Source organism: Brevibacillus sp. JB24b, from assembly GCF_051713385.1.
In the GTDB taxonomy this organism is placed as follows: Bacteria; Bacillota; Bacilli; order Brevibacillales; family Brevibacillaceae; genus Brevibacillus_B; species Brevibacillus_B laterosporus.
In genome coordinates this window covers 697,496-711,354 of the sequence record NZ_JBNVQV010000001.1, presented here as the reverse complement: position 1 = coordinate 711,354, position 13,859 = coordinate 697,496, and the positions used below count along the sequence as shown (strand labels likewise).

The 13,859-nt window shown below is 38.2% G+C and carries 16 protein-coding genes and 1 riboswitch; of the genes, 8 read left to right on the top strand and 8 right to left on the bottom strand.

Annotation, left to right across the window (positions count from 1 at the left end; genetic code table 11):
• Nucleotides 1–8: 8 nt before the first annotated feature.
• From liaF to ACQV1I_RS03695, 4 genes are read right to left on the bottom strand one after another with little or no spacing between them, the layout of a single operon-like run.
• Nucleotides 9–1,115: a cell wall-active antibiotics response protein LiaF gene (gene liaF, locus ACQV1I_RS03710; RefSeq protein WP_116334785.1), complete on the bottom strand. Its 1,107-nt coding sequence runs from the start codon at nt 1,113–1,115 to the stop codon at nt 9–11.
• Between the two features lie 29 nt (nt 1,116–1,144).
• On the bottom strand, nt 1,145–1,696 hold the full coding sequence (locus ACQV1I_RS03705) for a class I SAM-dependent methyltransferase (RefSeq protein ID WP_094701357.1): 552 nt from the start codon (nt 1,694–1,696) through the stop codon (nt 1,145–1,147).
• A gap of 60 nt (nt 1,697–1,756) precedes the next feature.
• Nucleotides 1,757–2,461, bottom strand: coding sequence for a PspA/IM30 family protein (locus ACQV1I_RS03700; protein ID WP_116334786.1), 705 nt, complete (start codon nt 2,459–2,461; stop codon nt 1,757–1,759).
• A 43-nt stretch (nt 2,462–2,504) separates the two neighbouring features.
• Nucleotides 2,505–2,936, bottom strand: a complete 432-nt coding sequence (locus tag ACQV1I_RS03695) for a LiaF transmembrane domain-containing protein (protein ID WP_094701356.1) — start codon at nt 2,934–2,936, stop codon at nt 2,505–2,507.
• A 369-nt stretch (nt 2,937–3,305) separates the two neighbouring features.
• A riboswitch (cyclic di-AMP (ydaO/yuaA leader) is annotated at nt 3,306–3,443 on the top strand.
• Nucleotides 3,444–3,449: 6 nt separating this feature from the next.
• Here ACQV1I_RS03695 and ACQV1I_RS03690 point away from each other — a divergent pair.
• The 3 genes from ACQV1I_RS03690 (at nt 3,450) to ACQV1I_RS03680 (ending at nt 6,214) form a co-directional block, all read left to right on the top strand.
• Nucleotides 3,450–3,902 carry a C40 family peptidase gene (locus ACQV1I_RS03690; RefSeq protein WP_018672432.1) on the top strand — a complete coding sequence of 151 codons (453 nt, stop codon included), beginning with the start codon at nt 3,450–3,452 and terminating at the stop codon, nt 3,900–3,902.
• 203 nt (nt 3,903–4,105) lie between these two features.
• Complete coding sequence (locus ACQV1I_RS03685; RefSeq protein ID WP_094701355.1) at nt 4,106–4,831, top strand: response regulator transcription factor; 726 nt, start codon at nt 4,106–4,108, stop codon at nt 4,829–4,831.
• Between the two features lie 3 nt (nt 4,832–4,834).
• Complete coding sequence (locus tag ACQV1I_RS03680; protein WP_116334787.1) at nt 4,835–6,214, top strand: sensor histidine kinase; 1,380 nt, start codon at nt 4,835–4,837, stop codon at nt 6,212–6,214.
• A 156-nt stretch (nt 6,215–6,370) separates the two neighbouring features.
• Here the strand turns inward: ACQV1I_RS03680 and ACQV1I_RS03675 are convergent, their stop codons facing one another.
• Together ACQV1I_RS03675 and yhfH are read right to left on the bottom strand one after the other, a co-directional pair.
• On the bottom strand, nt 6,371–6,928 hold the full coding sequence (locus ACQV1I_RS03675; RefSeq protein ID WP_116334788.1) for a hypothetical protein: 558 nt from the start codon (nt 6,926–6,928) through the stop codon (nt 6,371–6,373).
• A gap of 239 nt (nt 6,929–7,167) precedes the next feature.
• Complete coding sequence (gene yhfH / locus ACQV1I_RS03670) at nt 7,168–7,311, bottom strand: protein YhfH (RefSeq protein ID WP_018672428.1); 144 nt, start codon at nt 7,309–7,311, stop codon at nt 7,168–7,170.
• 449 nt (nt 7,312–7,760) lie between these two features.
• Between yhfH and ACQV1I_RS03665 the strand changes: the two genes are divergently transcribed.
• From ACQV1I_RS03665 to ACQV1I_RS03655, 3 genes are all read left to right on the top strand, one after another.
• Nucleotides 7,761–8,345 carry a TetR family transcriptional regulator gene (locus ACQV1I_RS03665; RefSeq protein WP_116334789.1) on the top strand — a complete coding sequence of 195 codons (585 nt, stop codon included), beginning with the start codon at nt 7,761–7,763 and terminating at the stop codon, nt 8,343–8,345.
• 115 nt (nt 8,346–8,460) lie between these two features.
• The gene (locus ACQV1I_RS03660; RefSeq protein WP_116334790.1) at nt 8,461–8,808 is read left to right on the top strand and encodes a DMT family transporter; all 348 of its coding nucleotides are present in this window, start codon (nt 8,461–8,463) and stop codon (nt 8,806–8,808) included.
• Between the two features lie 2 nt (nt 8,809–8,810).
• The gene (locus tag ACQV1I_RS03655) at nt 8,811–9,125 is read left to right on the top strand and encodes a DMT family transporter (RefSeq protein ID WP_018672424.1); all 315 of its coding nucleotides are present in this window, start codon (nt 8,811–8,813) and stop codon (nt 9,123–9,125) included.
• 93 nt (nt 9,126–9,218) lie between these two features.
• On the opposite strand, the gene ACQV1I_RS03650 is transcribed toward ACQV1I_RS03655, so the two are convergent.
• Both ACQV1I_RS03650 and ACQV1I_RS03645 read right to left on the bottom strand, forming a co-directional pair.
• Nucleotides 9,219–10,049 carry a transglycosylase domain-containing protein gene (locus tag ACQV1I_RS03650; RefSeq protein WP_116334791.1) on the bottom strand — a complete coding sequence of 277 codons (831 nt, stop codon included), beginning with the start codon at nt 10,047–10,049 and terminating at the stop codon, nt 9,219–9,221.
• A 248-nt stretch (nt 10,050–10,297) separates the two neighbouring features.
• Complete coding sequence (locus tag ACQV1I_RS03645; protein WP_018672422.1) at nt 10,298–10,639, bottom strand: hypothetical protein; 342 nt, start codon at nt 10,637–10,639, stop codon at nt 10,298–10,300.
• Between the two features lie 299 nt (nt 10,640–10,938).
• On the opposite strand from ACQV1I_RS03645, the gene ACQV1I_RS03640 reads away from it, so the two are divergent.
• Together ACQV1I_RS03640 and ACQV1I_RS03635 are read left to right on the top strand one after the other, a co-directional pair.
• On the top strand, nt 10,939–11,895 hold the full coding sequence (locus tag ACQV1I_RS03640; protein WP_018672421.1) for an RluA family pseudouridine synthase: 957 nt from the start codon (nt 10,939–10,941) through the stop codon (nt 11,893–11,895).
• A gap of 349 nt (nt 11,896–12,244) precedes the next feature.
• A complete protein-coding gene (locus ACQV1I_RS03635) occupies nt 12,245–13,780 on the top strand; it encodes an ABC-F family ATP-binding cassette domain-containing protein (protein WP_094701348.1) in 1,536 nt (511 codons plus the stop codon).
• The last annotated feature ends 79 nt before the right edge of the window (nt 13,781–13,859 follow it).

Here is a 13,859-nt window from a genome sequence, read left to right as displayed (position 1 = left end):
CCCTCTCATCAGATGTACTTGACATCAATATCGCCCACCCAGAGCGAAATGATGATTTTTACTTTTTCAGTAGCTTCAGCGTAGTTATGAGTGGACAACATCACTTTACGCGTAATTCCATTTTGACGATGGCCTAGTACTTCCAATTCTCCGATAGTTACTTCTGCCATCACCTGTACCGGCATATCGATCGGAACATAGATCGTGACATCTCCAATCCAGCCGTTGACGACAAGCGTTCCTTCTTTTTCAGGAATCACAGCACGAGAAAGATCAATAACCACATCGCCGATCCCTTGCCAAATCCGCATATTTTTTAGCTCAAAGCGGCCTGAAATCAATCGATAATCACCGATCAACGAACTGCGTGTATCTTGAGGATTATGAATGTGAACATGATCATAGAACGTTTTATCAAAGCTTTTATGAAAGGTTTTATCGCTCGATTTACGCTGTTCTTTTTGAGCACCGTCCTTTGAAAAAATAGGTTCATCAGGCCCTGTATCAGAATAATAAGAGCCAGAATAGCATTCGCCTTCAATCCTAGGACCAGCCTGTGAATACGGCTCCTTCTTTGCCTTTTGATTATTCTGTTCACTTGTAAAGGGACTTTGACTTGTCGGCTCAGACTGAATACCATCCTGCATGTTTACTTGTGCCTTTTGCCGTTGTCTCTCCTTTAGTAACGCATCCATTGCAAGATCTAACTCATCCTGCTTAGGTGTTGATGTTGATTGTGAATTAGAGGATGTTTCGTGTTTCTTCTCTTCTGTATAAGTGAAGTCTGGGCCAAATTCATTCTTATTTCGACCTTTACGACGTATTAATCGAATGCCATAGTAGATAAAGAACAGGGAAAAAATAAAGCCAAACAAATTGTGGATGGCAATGCCAAACCATTCCTGAAAAATATTAAGAATACCAATGGTTAATAAGATACCACCAGTAATTTTTCTTCCTCTTTTCCAAAATCGATACCCCAAAAAAATTAATAGCAGAGGCCATAAGGAAAAAATGCTGAAAAAAATCAGCCCTAAATTATTGAGGAAGAGGCCTAAACCAACAAAGATGATAATGGTACCAGCTACCATTTTTTCTACGCGAGAAAATTTCAAACGGAGCCTACTCCTCTCTCAACTGATTTTTATCTTTTCTTACATACATATACAAAAGCTGGCGGGATATTAAATGGGGTAAATTTAATATCAACCTTTGAAAATCGCAATTCAAGCTCATTCTTCAGTTGCAAGGAGTACTGAAAGGTAACAAACACCCCACCCGGTTCAAGAGACTCGACCACACAATCCAAAATGTCACTACGCAATTGTTCTGGGAAAACAGCAAATGGTAGTCCAGACACAATGGCGTCTAGTGAGGGAATATTTAATTCATTCATATACTCTGATAATCTTACTGCTTCCGAGCAAATTGGTACCTGAGGAAAACGATGATGTAGCATTTGTTGAAATTGTGGATCACGCTCCACGATAAAAAACCGTGCATCTTTCTTCATCTGTGTAAGAATAGCACGTGTAAACACACCGGTTCCTGGCCCCAATTCGGCAATATGTCCTACTTGCTCCCATGGAACATTTTTCATCATTAGACTACTTAAATAACGCGAACTGGGGATAACGCTCCCTACTTGTCCCGGCCGTGAGACAAAGCGTCTCAGAAACACAAGCAAATCTGACATCTGGTAAACCCTCCTAGGGGAAAAGCAGCCCCTAATCAGGGCTGCTGTGTTTAATAATATCTAGTTCTTTGTTGCTGACTCTACTTCTTCCCTATTTTCAACGGATTTTCCTGCCAGCTTCTCTTTTAATTTTGCTAATTCATAATCTAATTCATCTTTTTTATCCAGCTTTTTCAATGAACGATGGTATTCTGTGTCCTCATACATACCGCTCATGCTAGCTTCTGCTTCCATCTGCATCACTTTTTCTTCCATGCGATGGAAACCGCGAGCCGCGTTTTCAACACCCATGCCTGCTACATAAGAATTTACTTGTTTTTGTGTACGAGCTACTTGAGCTCTGGACATTAACATATATTTTTTAGCACGCATTTTATAAAATTCTTCTTTTAGTTCAGCCAATTTTTCACGCATTTGCTGAGCAGCATTACTAGACGAATCTAATAGTTCTTTTAATTCAAGTGCACGTGATTCATAAGTTTTTTGATCCAATAGAGCGCGTCTAGCCAATTCGTCTTCGCCTTCAGTAAGAGCTAGCATCACTTGACGCTCACGTTTACCTGCTAAGGTATTCGCCTCTTCATATTGTTGGCGGAACTTCTTCTCCTGTGCCACCTGGCGAGCTACCGCTACTTCTACTCGACCAATCTCTGCTTCCATATCACGCATGTATTGTGTAAGCATAACAACCGGATCTTCTATGGAATCAATCGCATTATTTACGGAAGCCACCGTTACATCACGCAGTCTTTTAAAAATACTCATTTAGAATTCCTCCTTAGAGTTTATCATTTTTTGGTTTTTGTAATCAAAACAAATCCTTATGTTGACGTTTCTTTACCTCGTGTTCCCAACGATCTAGCTTATCTTCTCGTAACACACTCTGTGCCCACTCTCTCTCCCACATCGATGGAGTTGATTCATGCTGGGCAGTATGTCGTTGGCTTTTCATTACCTTAAATCCAAAGTAGATGATCGCAATTGCTAACATGCAACCAAATAGCAAGCTCAATTTATTTAAGAGCATTAATAGCCCGAAGAGGAAAACAAATATTCCCCATCCTTTATTTCCTGTTGAGCCAGCGCTTAACACCTTTTTGCAACCATAGACCATTAACAGTCCTGCGATAAACATGGGGATTAACCTGTCGATTCCTAGCCCTAGTTTGTCAAGCAATACCAGTACCCCTACGACAATCAGCGTAAGCCCCAGAAATATTTTTCCGGATTGCCCTTGCAAGTGTTTTCCCTCCTTTTTTCATTCGCTTGTTGTTCATGACCTTATTGTAGTCGACCCTGAAAAAATCTATAACGGGCGAGCGAATGGTTTTCTCCTCAGCCCTGAGTCGGAGAGAATGTCCATCCGTGAAAGGAAAGATAGATTTCAGCTGGTAGTGGAGAAGAAATCAGCTAAATCAACAGGAAACGACAGGAAGTTTCACTTTGTTTCTACCTATAAGAATGTAATGGAAGTGACACTCTTATCAGAATCAGATAAGACGGGTATTCTCTAAAAAGATTACTTAAAAATATGTCGAAAAAGTGAACTTTAATAAAAAAAAAAGGAGAATAACGACGAAAGTAGAATTTAATCTCTCTGTAAAAAAAAATCGAAAATTAGCCGAGTTCCAGACAATGGAAACGGGGGAACCATACTTTGGGGTGAATAGCTGTTATTACAAACAGCTTAGGGAAACCTTTCGACCGAACCCATCAGCTAACCTCGGAGGCTTAAAAGGAAGGGGCTCTTTCGTTGCGTAAGTTTGTGTGTTCCATACTAATGACTGCATTACTAGCCGTGGGTGGAGGTTCTGTATTCGCATCTTCCGACTCATTAGACCAAACCATCAATCCTTTGTATGGCGTACCTTACAAAGCAGCCGGTAAATCTACTTCAGGTTTTGATTGTTCCGGTTTTACCGGGTACGTGTTTGGGGCTTTAGGTGCAAAACTTCCAGCTTCTTCTTCTTCCCAATTCGATGTGGGAGAGTCAGTAGATCGAGAAGACCTAAAACCGGGAGATTTAGTGTTTTTTAACACGAATGGCAGAAACATCTCACACGTAGGCATCTATATTGGAAACAATATGTTTGCTCACTCTGAAACAGGAATTGGAGTAACGAAGACAAGCCTTGATGATCCCTACTATTGGAGCAAGAAATACGTAGGTGCTAAACGTGTAGCAATTCCAGAATTGGAAGACTAAAAATCTTTTTCCATGAAGCTGAAAAAGAAGTACGACCTTTTAATACAAAAGCCAGGGACATGAGTCTCTGGCTTTTTCTGACTACAATTAGTACCAGCTCACATGATAAGGCTATATGTTTCCTTATATTTAATTGTGCCAGACGCCCTTATCCATGATATGATGAAATTAATTGCATTTCGTAGAAACTAGGAGGGTCTCCCTTGAAAGATCATATTTTTGTTGTGGACGATAACCAAGAGATTGTCGATCTGCTCCAAGACATCCTTGAGAATGAAGGTTTTGACGTTTCTCATGCAAATAGTGGAGAAGAAGCACTTGCAAAGCTAGATAGTGGGTTAATCCCCAATCTCATCTTGCTTGATATTATGATGCCACAAATGAGCGGGTATGAACTGTGCGCGCAAATTCGTCGTGAACGGGAAATGCCAATCATTTTCTTAAGTGCAAAAGGTAAACCAGTAGATAAAGTAGTTGGACTAGAAATTGGTGCTGATGACTATATCACCAAGCCTTTTGATACAGAAGAATTGCTGGCTCGCATTCGTGCTCACCTTCGTCGCTATGACCGTTTGAGAAAATTAACTGCTCAAAATGAACAACTAGATAAGGAAGCAGGAAATTCAGCTCTCACCATCTTAAAATTTAAAGGGCTGGAAATTCATAAGGAAACCTACTCTGTCTATGTAGGGGAAAATAAAATTGATTTGTCTACAAAAGAATTTCAATTGCTAACCTTCTTAGCAGAGAATCCAGGTATTGTTTTTACTCGAGAACAAATCTATGATCGCGTATGGGGCTATGGGTATGGCTCACTTAATACTGTTACGGTACATATTAAGAACCTACGTGAAAAACTAGAAACAGAACGTACGTTTATTAAAACACAATGGGGAACTGGTTACGTCTTTATCGGGGAGCGTATCTAATTCGTGAAAATCAGCAATAAAATACTGCTCGCCTTTTTAGCTGTCATCGTGATTCATATTTTGGCGTACCGCTTTATCTTTCAAAACATTATTGTGGATCAGCTTAAAACAGATCGCCACGAGCAGTTTTTGCTGGGAAAAGAAGTGGCCGAGCGAGTCAGCTTTAATGAAGTGATTCGTCGTTCCTTGTTTAAAGATCCCAATGAATTAAAAGAATTAACGAAACAGTTGCCAGAAGACTTGATGTACACGATTGTAGTGGAAGATGAAAGTGGCAATGCCATTACCACGAAAACCTCAGAAGCCTATAATGCTATAGGCAAAGGATCGAAAAAGGTAATAGCAGAGTATTCCATTGATCGTAGTGCTCCTGTAGAAGGTAGGACCGTTGTTCGTTTTTATACAGATGACTATGATATCCTCTCTTCAAAAGGGGTTACCATGATCATTGTGTATATTTATGTCAGCTTAATTTTCATAGGTATTATTCTATTTATTGTGGTCATTCGTTGGATACTACGTCCTGTTAATGAACTTTCGCGTGTTACCCAGGAAATTAAGATGGGTAAACGTGATGTTGCCTTTTCTTATCAATCTACCGATGAATTTGGGCAACTATTCCGCTACTTCGATGACATGGTAGAAGAGCTCACTTTTGTTGAAGAACGACAACAAGAATTGATGGCCGCTATTGCCCATGATTTCCGTACACCTTTAACCACGATTAAAGGATATGCATCTTATATTGCTTCAGGTCGTGTTACCGATCTTGAGCGCATACAGAAGCAAATGGCCAAGATAGAAGAAAAGGCACTTGATTTGGAAAATTTATTGGATGAGTTGCAGGACCATAATCAATGGATGGGTCGCTTTCCACTCAATCTAACTCGCATTCATATTCGAACGTTTGCCAGCAACATCGCTGAGGAATACGCTACCCGTCTGGAACAAAGTCCCATCAGCTTCTCTAGTAAATTCCGTGTTTCTGATTCATTACATATGGAAGCGGATGAACAAAAACTACGACGTGTTTTAGAAAATCTACTAAATAACGCCATACATTATAATAAACCTGATGGAAGTATCCTGTTTACCTGTGATATGGGAAACAATGAAGTGAGCTTCTCTGTCATTGATAAAGGGGATGGAATCGCGGAAGAAGATTTATCTAAGATCTTCACCAAATTCTATCGGGCTGAAAAATCACGTAATCGCAACAGTGGTGGTACAGGACTAGGATTAACAATCTGCCAGCGACTTGTTGAACGTCATGCTGGAAAAATTACTGTGAGCAGCCAGTTAGGTATAGGCAGTGCCTTTACAGTAACCATACCTCTTAAACAGAAAAAAACACCTCCTGATAAGCCGTTACCACAGGATTAGGAGAACACCAACCGGTTTTTTCTAAAGGATAAGTCAACTAAGAACGTAGTAGATATAAAATACCGCATCAGAGCTAGTGACTCGGATGCGGTATTTGTTGTTTTATCCATAACCTAATTCTCGTTTCTATACTACGATACAGCCTGAAACCTCAGATTATACCTCTCGTTGCTCTAATAATCGTAATGATTCAATACAATACTCTACAATTTCATTCAAATCAGGAATGTTACCTTCGTCGATCTTACGATGAAAATCTAATTTTATTCGTACCTGGAATTGTTCAGGTGGCCATCTAAATTCCTGATGCTCATCTACTGTAAACATTACCTGCTGTGTAATATGTGGCCGATGTCCCCAAATATCATTTAACAAATGTATCACCTGCTCAGATTCGTAAGGCACATCTCTCATGGATAGATCGAAATGAATACAGATCCGACAGCCCATCGGTACGGCGAGCGTTTGTTCTAACTGCTCACTTGCGATATCAGATAGTTCCGTTGAAAGCTGAATTTCAGCAGTTACCTGATGCTTGTTTGTGTCCTCTGTAGAAGACAATAAGTGAAATTGAATATGAAAATAGCGTCCAAATTTGGCTAAATCAACAGCATCTACTCGATTTATAACCAAAATATCGCCATCCAAATCATGGTCATAAACAGCGCCTTCTAATACAACTTTTATATTGTCATAAATAATTGGATGAAACATCAAAAAGCTCCTCTCCATATTCTGTTCTTAGAATGCCCTGTTTTTTTTACTGGTGCAAGTAAAACGTAAAGAAAAAAAATGCCTTCAGTGCTTCTTTGCATTAGTAGCGATAGGAGCACAAAACAATTTATATATATACAAAAAGAAGCCATTCTGCTTGACTGGCAGAATGGCTTAATAAAGGGTGTGTATATGGAGTAAAGAAAGGGTTCCAAAAAAGGTAATTTATAGCATATTGATTAAACTTCTACGATGATGTACTTCTTTTCGGAGCAATCCAAGCATTCGGACATATAGGATTCTGCTTGTTCTGTAATCGGTTGACCACAGCATTCACATTGTTTTGGTCCCAATGTAGCAAAGAAATGAGTCATTTTCTCCATGTTAATCGCCTCCGTATGTTTTCTTGCTCAATGTGTGATTTGTTGACTTCATTGTACTACAACAGCAATCAAATAAAAATCTTGTTATAGCACATTTTACAGCGATTATCCGTTATTTAGTTATCCTATCTCTCGAATACTCTTTCTTTCTCTGTATTAATACTATTTTTACTAAATTTCACTGTTATAATACAAGAAATAATACCCAGTAGTGAAAATGACTGGTGAAACAAGCTACCCCGCCACAAGGAAAGGAACAATCCACAACAACCTTACTATTCGTAAATTTTTAATTGTAGCTACTACATGTAAAGACATCTTTACCTTGCCCACTCCTCCTTTCATTACGTAATGGTTATTATCTTAGATACAATTGATTTTTTGACATTATATTAGTGTTGCTTTATAATGAATGATAGTCATTCATTTAACAAGAGGAGGTAAATGATATAGCTAGCATTTCTGACGGAAAATACAATAAAATTTTAGAAGCTGCCATTGACGTCATTTCAGAAAAAGGACTTGATAAGACTTCCATTTCAGATATCGTAAAAAAAGCAGGAATTGCCCAAGGAACTTTTTATTTATATTTTTCATCTAAAAAGGCTTTAATACCAGCCATTGCAGATAATCTTCTCACAACTACTTTAGAAAGAATTAAGGAAAATATCCAAGGGAAAGAAAACTTTTGGGACGCCTTAGAAATTGTGATTGACGAAACCTTTAACATAACAGATTCATATAAAGAGATTATTGTCCTTTGTTATTCCGGTCTTGCCATAGATTATTCAATGGAAAAATGGGAAGCGATATACCGTCCCTATTATCATTGGTTTGAAATTATATTAAATAAAGCCATAAACGATAACGAGATCATCAATGACATTAATGTGGAACGAATGGCAAAAATGATTATCAACCTTGTTGAAAATGCGGCTGAACGATTTTATATAGGGCGCGATCAGGATGATACTGTGGATATCATTAAGGCGGAGACCTATAGCTTCATCAAAAGATCACTGTTAAAAAAATAAATAAAGTTATTGGGTATGTCCAATATTTTTTTAAAATAAAAATGACTGACATTCATTCATATGAAAAGGGGCTATAATTTGTGATTTAACATTTTAAAAAAAGGAATGGTTGTTTATGAATAAAGCTTGGATTTATGTCATTTTAACTTGTTTATTCGAATTGTTTTGGGTTTATGCATTTAACGTGGCAACAGCATGGTGGCACTGGGCTATCGTAGGTGTCATTATTATTGCAGATTTTTATCTTCTCTCTAAAGCATGCGAAACATTACCAACGGGTACAGTTTATGCTATTTTCGCAGCAGCAGGTACAGTAGGTACAGCCCTAATGGACATTTTTATCTTTGAAGGGTTATTCAGTCTAGCAAAAGGTCTATTTATGGGTCTTCTAGTCATCGGCGTAATTTCATTAAAACTTGCAGACAATAAAGGCGAAGACGCACAAGGGAAAGGAGTTGCTTAATTATGGGTTGGTTATTTGTATTTCTAGCGGCAATATTTGAATTGATTGGTGTAATAGGTTTAAAAAAGTTTAGTATAAATAAATCTTTAATAAATACAGTTCTTTTCTTTGGAGGGTTCGGTACATCTTTTGCCCTCCTCTACGCATCTCTTAATTATCTTCAGTTAAGTGTAGCCTATGCCGTTTGGATTGGTATTGGAACAGCCGGTGCGGTACTAGTAAATATGATTTTTTTCAACGAGTCAAAAAGCATAGGACGTATCATCAGTCTCATCATCATTGTCGTCGGTGTGACTGGACTAAAAGCAGTCTCTTAACCTACACTTCTTATAGAGTAAAAAGAAAACCGTATTCCTTGAAAGGAAGCCTCTATTACATGTTGCCCCTCTTTATGCTGAAAAACCTCGCAGTTATGACTGCGAGGCGGCTCTGGATAGCTCATTGCCTGTTGTGGGTAAAATTATTTTTTGTTTCAAAAAATCCTGTTCCTGCTTATCTGTGATATAACCAAGCTTTTTCATTCGACTTAATACCACATGTTGCCGGGTCATTGCTTTATCAGGATATTTGATTGGCGAATAATTTTCTGGTGCTTTTGGTAAAGCTGCTAACATAGCTGCTTCACTCTCATTAATTGTTTTTAGCTTTGGATAATGTAGACGTACCGTCTTTCCAAAATAATGTTGAGCTGCTGCTTCAATTCCGTATTTTCCATGACCAAAATAAATATTGTTTAAATACATCTCTACTATTTCATCTTTAGAAAATTGACGTTCTAAATTCATCGCGATTAAGGCTTCTTTTACCTTACGTGTATAGGTTTTCTCATTTGTTAAAAATAAATTTCTAGCTAGTTGCATGCTGATCGTGCTACCACCCTGCCGTTTACTCTCTGACATCGTGTTAATCCATAAGGCACGTCCAAATGCAATGTAATCAATTCCTTTATGGTAATAGAAGCGATGGTCTTCAATTGCGATAAAAGCATCCTTCAGATAAGCAGGCATTTCGTCTGTAGCAACATACGTGCCCTGACCTCCTAAACTACTACCTACCGTCTTGGTTAAGATCTGTTGGTCAATTAAATAAGTACCTGCTATGGTTACAATAGAATATGCAATAACCTGTAAGAAAAGCGCAGCAATCAACAGTATCACTAACCACTTTGGTACTCTGGTACGCCAGGTTTTAGGCTTGCTCTGTTTTAACGGTTGTGCAGTTCCTTGTAAGACATGATTCATGATTGCTGCCTCCTTTCTTCTTATAGGACGTTATTTTCTTTGACATGTTTCGACTTTTTCCTCGTTGTAACCTAATTGTAGTCCAAAATCCTTACCATGACCTATTGAAAAGTCTTACAGAAACCTTAAATTTTTGTAAGGTTTTTTGTTCATAAGCCTGCCCCATAACAGAAAAAAGCCTGACTCCCATAAGGAATCAGACCTCAAATAACCTTAACAAGTAAGTAAGCTCTGGTAAGTACGAATACCTACACAGCTTCGTAAATTGCCTCGTAACGCTTGCCGATCTCTTCGTCGTTTAAACCGAATTCTTTCATACGTTTAATCATTACTTGCGCCCAAATATTTGTGCGTTCAGCAATTTTAGCGAATTTCTTGGATTCTTTCCCTTTACGCTTAGAACGCTCTTCGCTGTTCGCTTTTAAGTTATCAAGAATGAAGATCATACGCATGGTATCCTCTTCGTTCAAGTTTGTCCATTCAGTATCTAAAAATACCAATACATCTTTATAATACTTATCAAATTCAAGGAAAGAGATTTCTGTATCCATGTTTAGATATTCTTTCAATTGGTCAAACAATGCATCCATCTTTTCGTAACACTCCCTTAATTGGCTTAAGCACCATTATAACAAAAATGAAGAAGACAGGGAAAGAAAAAAGCTTGAATATTGCTAAGTAGTAATTATTTCTAAGCAGACACTTATAGGAAGAGAATCTTTTTCAGGTATATCCTAGTTTCCACTAGCATTCTGCTTCACAGGGCCTTTCATTTCTCATAGTAAAAACCCGTTTTGCTTGGTGGATCGTTTTTTATTTGTTAGTATAGAGACTATCGGTTACAATTCGTGTAGCTTATATTGTAGTTTCTAAGAAAGAGGTTTATCTCATGAATAATAGAAGGAACCATCCCAAAAAACACGTAACTAAAAACAACAGCAAATTTACCAGTAAAAGTCAGGCCCCAGCCAAACAATATACGGTCAAAGAACCATCTGAATTACTACCGTTTTTATTACAGCATATTACACATCTCAGCCGGAACTCTATTAAATCCCTGTTAACACGCGGTCAGGTATTAGTAAACGACCGAGTGGTGACGACTCATAATCATGTATTGCATCCTGGACAAACGGTCTCCCTACAGAATAAAAAGGTTTCTGAAACACCACCTATGATTGGAATTAAAATTTTATTTGAAGATGATGATGTCATTGTTATCCAAAAAGAGGCTGGCTTGCTATCTATTGCTTCTCCACAAGAGAAAGAGTTAACCGTCTATCGTCAATTAATGACCTATGTTCGTGTTGAGAATCCTAAAAATAGAATTTTTGTGGTGCACCGCCTAGATCGAGACACGTCTGGTGTTATGATGTTCGCTAAAAATGAACATGTTCAACAGGCACTTCAAAACTCTTGGAAAGACAGTGTCAAAGAACGTCTGTATGTTGCTCTTGTTGAAGGAAACGTTAAGAAACAGGCCGGAACTATTTCATCATGGCTAAAAGAAAGTAGTACATTAAAAATGTATTCCAGTCATTATCCAAATGATGGACAGCATGCTGTTACTCACTACAAATTGCTTCAGTCTGATCGGAATTTCTCCTTGCTAGAAGTCCAACTAGAGACAGGCCGCAAAAATCAAATCCGTGTCCATATGGAAGATATAGGACATCCTATTGTAGGTGATAAGAAATACGGCGCTAAATCAAAACCAATCGGTCGATTAGGGCTACACGCACGAGTCTTAGCTTTTGTACACCCTAGTACAGGAGAACTGCTACGTTTTGAAACAGATATTCCTAAGACTTTTTTTCATCCATTTAAGAAGGAAGCCCAGCAATAAAAGCAATGCAATAACCATTCTATTATCTTGACATGACAACAAACATTTACATATACTGTAAGTGTATAACAAATATGAAATGATAATGAGGTGTAGAAAAGGATATGATGATTTTATCGACTGTTCTTCTAAGAGATTAGGCTTACTACGGGAGAAGTCTGCCCATTTTTCGTTAGCCAATCCGAGGACAGTAGATAAAGAATCGTATTCCTTTCTTACTAACATTATTTGGTAGTGGGTAAGGCATATTCGCCTTACCCATTTTTTATGTTCAGCTAATTGAATATTATTTTTATCATACTGTTCTCTCGTTGGCTTTCCATGTGAAACAAGAAGGAGAGAATGTCTAATGAGTATGTTAACAGTTGAAAATGTTACACAGATGTATGGTGATAACATTATCTTTCAAAATATAAGCTTTCGATTACTTCAAGGGGAACATGCTGGTCTTGTTGGAAGCAACGGAGCGGGAAAATCAACACTGCTTCGAATTTTAGCAGGCGAACTACTCCCTGATTCAGGGAAAGTTGAGTGGCTTTCTCATCTCAAGATTGGTTACCTACAGCAGCATATTCATTTACAAGCTGGTACAACTATTTTGCAGTATTTACAAGGTGCTTTTACCCATCTGTATGAGATAGAGAAAATGATGCTAGCATTAACAGAGGAAATGGCTATCCCCAGTAATAACCTTGAACAACTGCTAGCTCGCTATGGTGAGTTGCAAAGTATTCTTGATCACTCTGACTTTTATCATATAGAAGCCAAAATTGAAGAAATTGCTTCTGGATTAGGCATTTCTGAACTCGGTATGGATCGTGATGTTGAAAAGCTAAGCGGTGGTCAGCGAACAAAGTTATTGTTAGGAAAGCTTTTATTAGAAGAGCCTCATGCTTTGTTACTTGATGAGCCAACAAACTATCTTGACGACGTGCATATAGCTTGGCTTACCAATTATTTAAAAAGCTATAAGCATGCCTATTTTGTGGTCTCGCATGATGAAAGATTTCTCAATGAAATTACAACTACCAATTATCATTTAGAACATCAGACGATCAAACGATACACAGGGAACTATGATTATTTCGTAACAAGCTATGCACAAAGTAAACTACAGCTACAAAATGCATATGAAAGGCAACAAAAGGAAATAACCAGGCTAGAGAATTTTATTGAAAAAAATCGTGTTCGCAAAGCCAAACAAGCAAAGAGCCGTGAGAAAGCATTAGAAAGAATGGCTCGCGTTGGGAAACCAACCTCCACGACACAACCACGCTTTATTTTTCATATTCAATCGGAGCCAGTAAGCCAGATTTTAGAAGCACAGAATTTACAAATCGGATATACAGAACCATTATTGGGGCCAATTGATTTACGAGTAAACCGCGGTGAAAAAATAGCGATTGTGGGCTACAACGGTATAGGTAAATCTACCATGCTTCGAACACTATTAGGATATTTGCAACCATTAAGTGGCAATGTACTAATCGGAGAACGAGTAAAACCAGCTTATTTTTCACAAGAAGGGTTGTCTTCGAATCAAACACCACTTGAGCAAGTCTGGTCATTGCGACCTGATTTAACACAAAAAGAAATTAGGCAGGAGCTAGCTAGATCTGGTCTTACTGAACAACATATTCGCCAAAAACTCTGCTCATTGAGCGGTGGGGAACAAGCAAAGGTCAGGTTATGCGAGCTCATGCTAACAAACAGCAACGTACTCGTGTTAGATGAACCGACGAATCATTTGGATGCTGGCTCAAAAGATGCTTTTAAAGAAGCACTCAAGCAATATAGGGGAACAATATTACTTGTTTCTCATGAACCTGCGTTCTATGAAGAATGGATAACGCAAGTGTGGCAAGTACAGGAATGGTGCCAATAATAAAGGAAGAGGTTTCAACTGGAGTTTGCGCTCCGTTGAAACCTTTTTATTATAAGTTAGAAAGATACCAATTATTTGA

Coding starts and splice junctions, on each gene's coding strand:
- ACQV1I_RS03700 (WP_116334786.1), bottom strand. CDS start 2,461: ATGAGTATTTTTAAAAGACTGCGTGATGTAACGGTGGCTTCCGTAAAT.
- ACQV1I_RS03675 (WP_116334788.1), bottom strand. CDS start 6,928: ATGTTTCATCCAATTATTTATGACAATATAAAAGTTGTATTAGAAGGC.
- ACQV1I_RS03660 (WP_116334790.1), top strand. CDS start 8,461: ATGAATAAAGCTTGGATTTATGTCATTTTAACTTGTTTATTCGAATTG.
- ACQV1I_RS03635 (WP_094701348.1), top strand. CDS start 12,245: ATGAGTATGTTAACAGTTGAAAATGTTACACAGATGTATGGTGATAAC.
- ACQV1I_RS03640 (WP_018672421.1), top strand. CDS start 10,939: ATGAATAATAGAAGGAACCATCCCAAAAAACACGTAACTAAAAACAAC.
- ACQV1I_RS03645 (WP_018672422.1), bottom strand. CDS start 10,639: ATGGATGCATTGTTTGACCAATTGAAAGAATATCTAAACATGGATACA.
- ACQV1I_RS03650 (WP_116334791.1), bottom strand. CDS start 10,049: ATGAATCATGTCTTACAAGGAACTGCACAACCGTTAAAACAGAGCAAG.
- ACQV1I_RS03705 (WP_094701357.1), bottom strand. CDS start 1,696: ATGTCAGATTTGCTTGTGTTTCTGAGACGCTTTGTCTCACGGCCGGGA.
- ACQV1I_RS03655 (WP_018672424.1), top strand. CDS start 8,811: ATGGGTTGGTTATTTGTATTTCTAGCGGCAATATTTGAATTGATTGGT.
- yhfH (WP_018672428.1), bottom strand. CDS start 7,311: ATGGAGAAAATGACTCATTTCTTTGCTACATTGGGACCAAAACAATGT.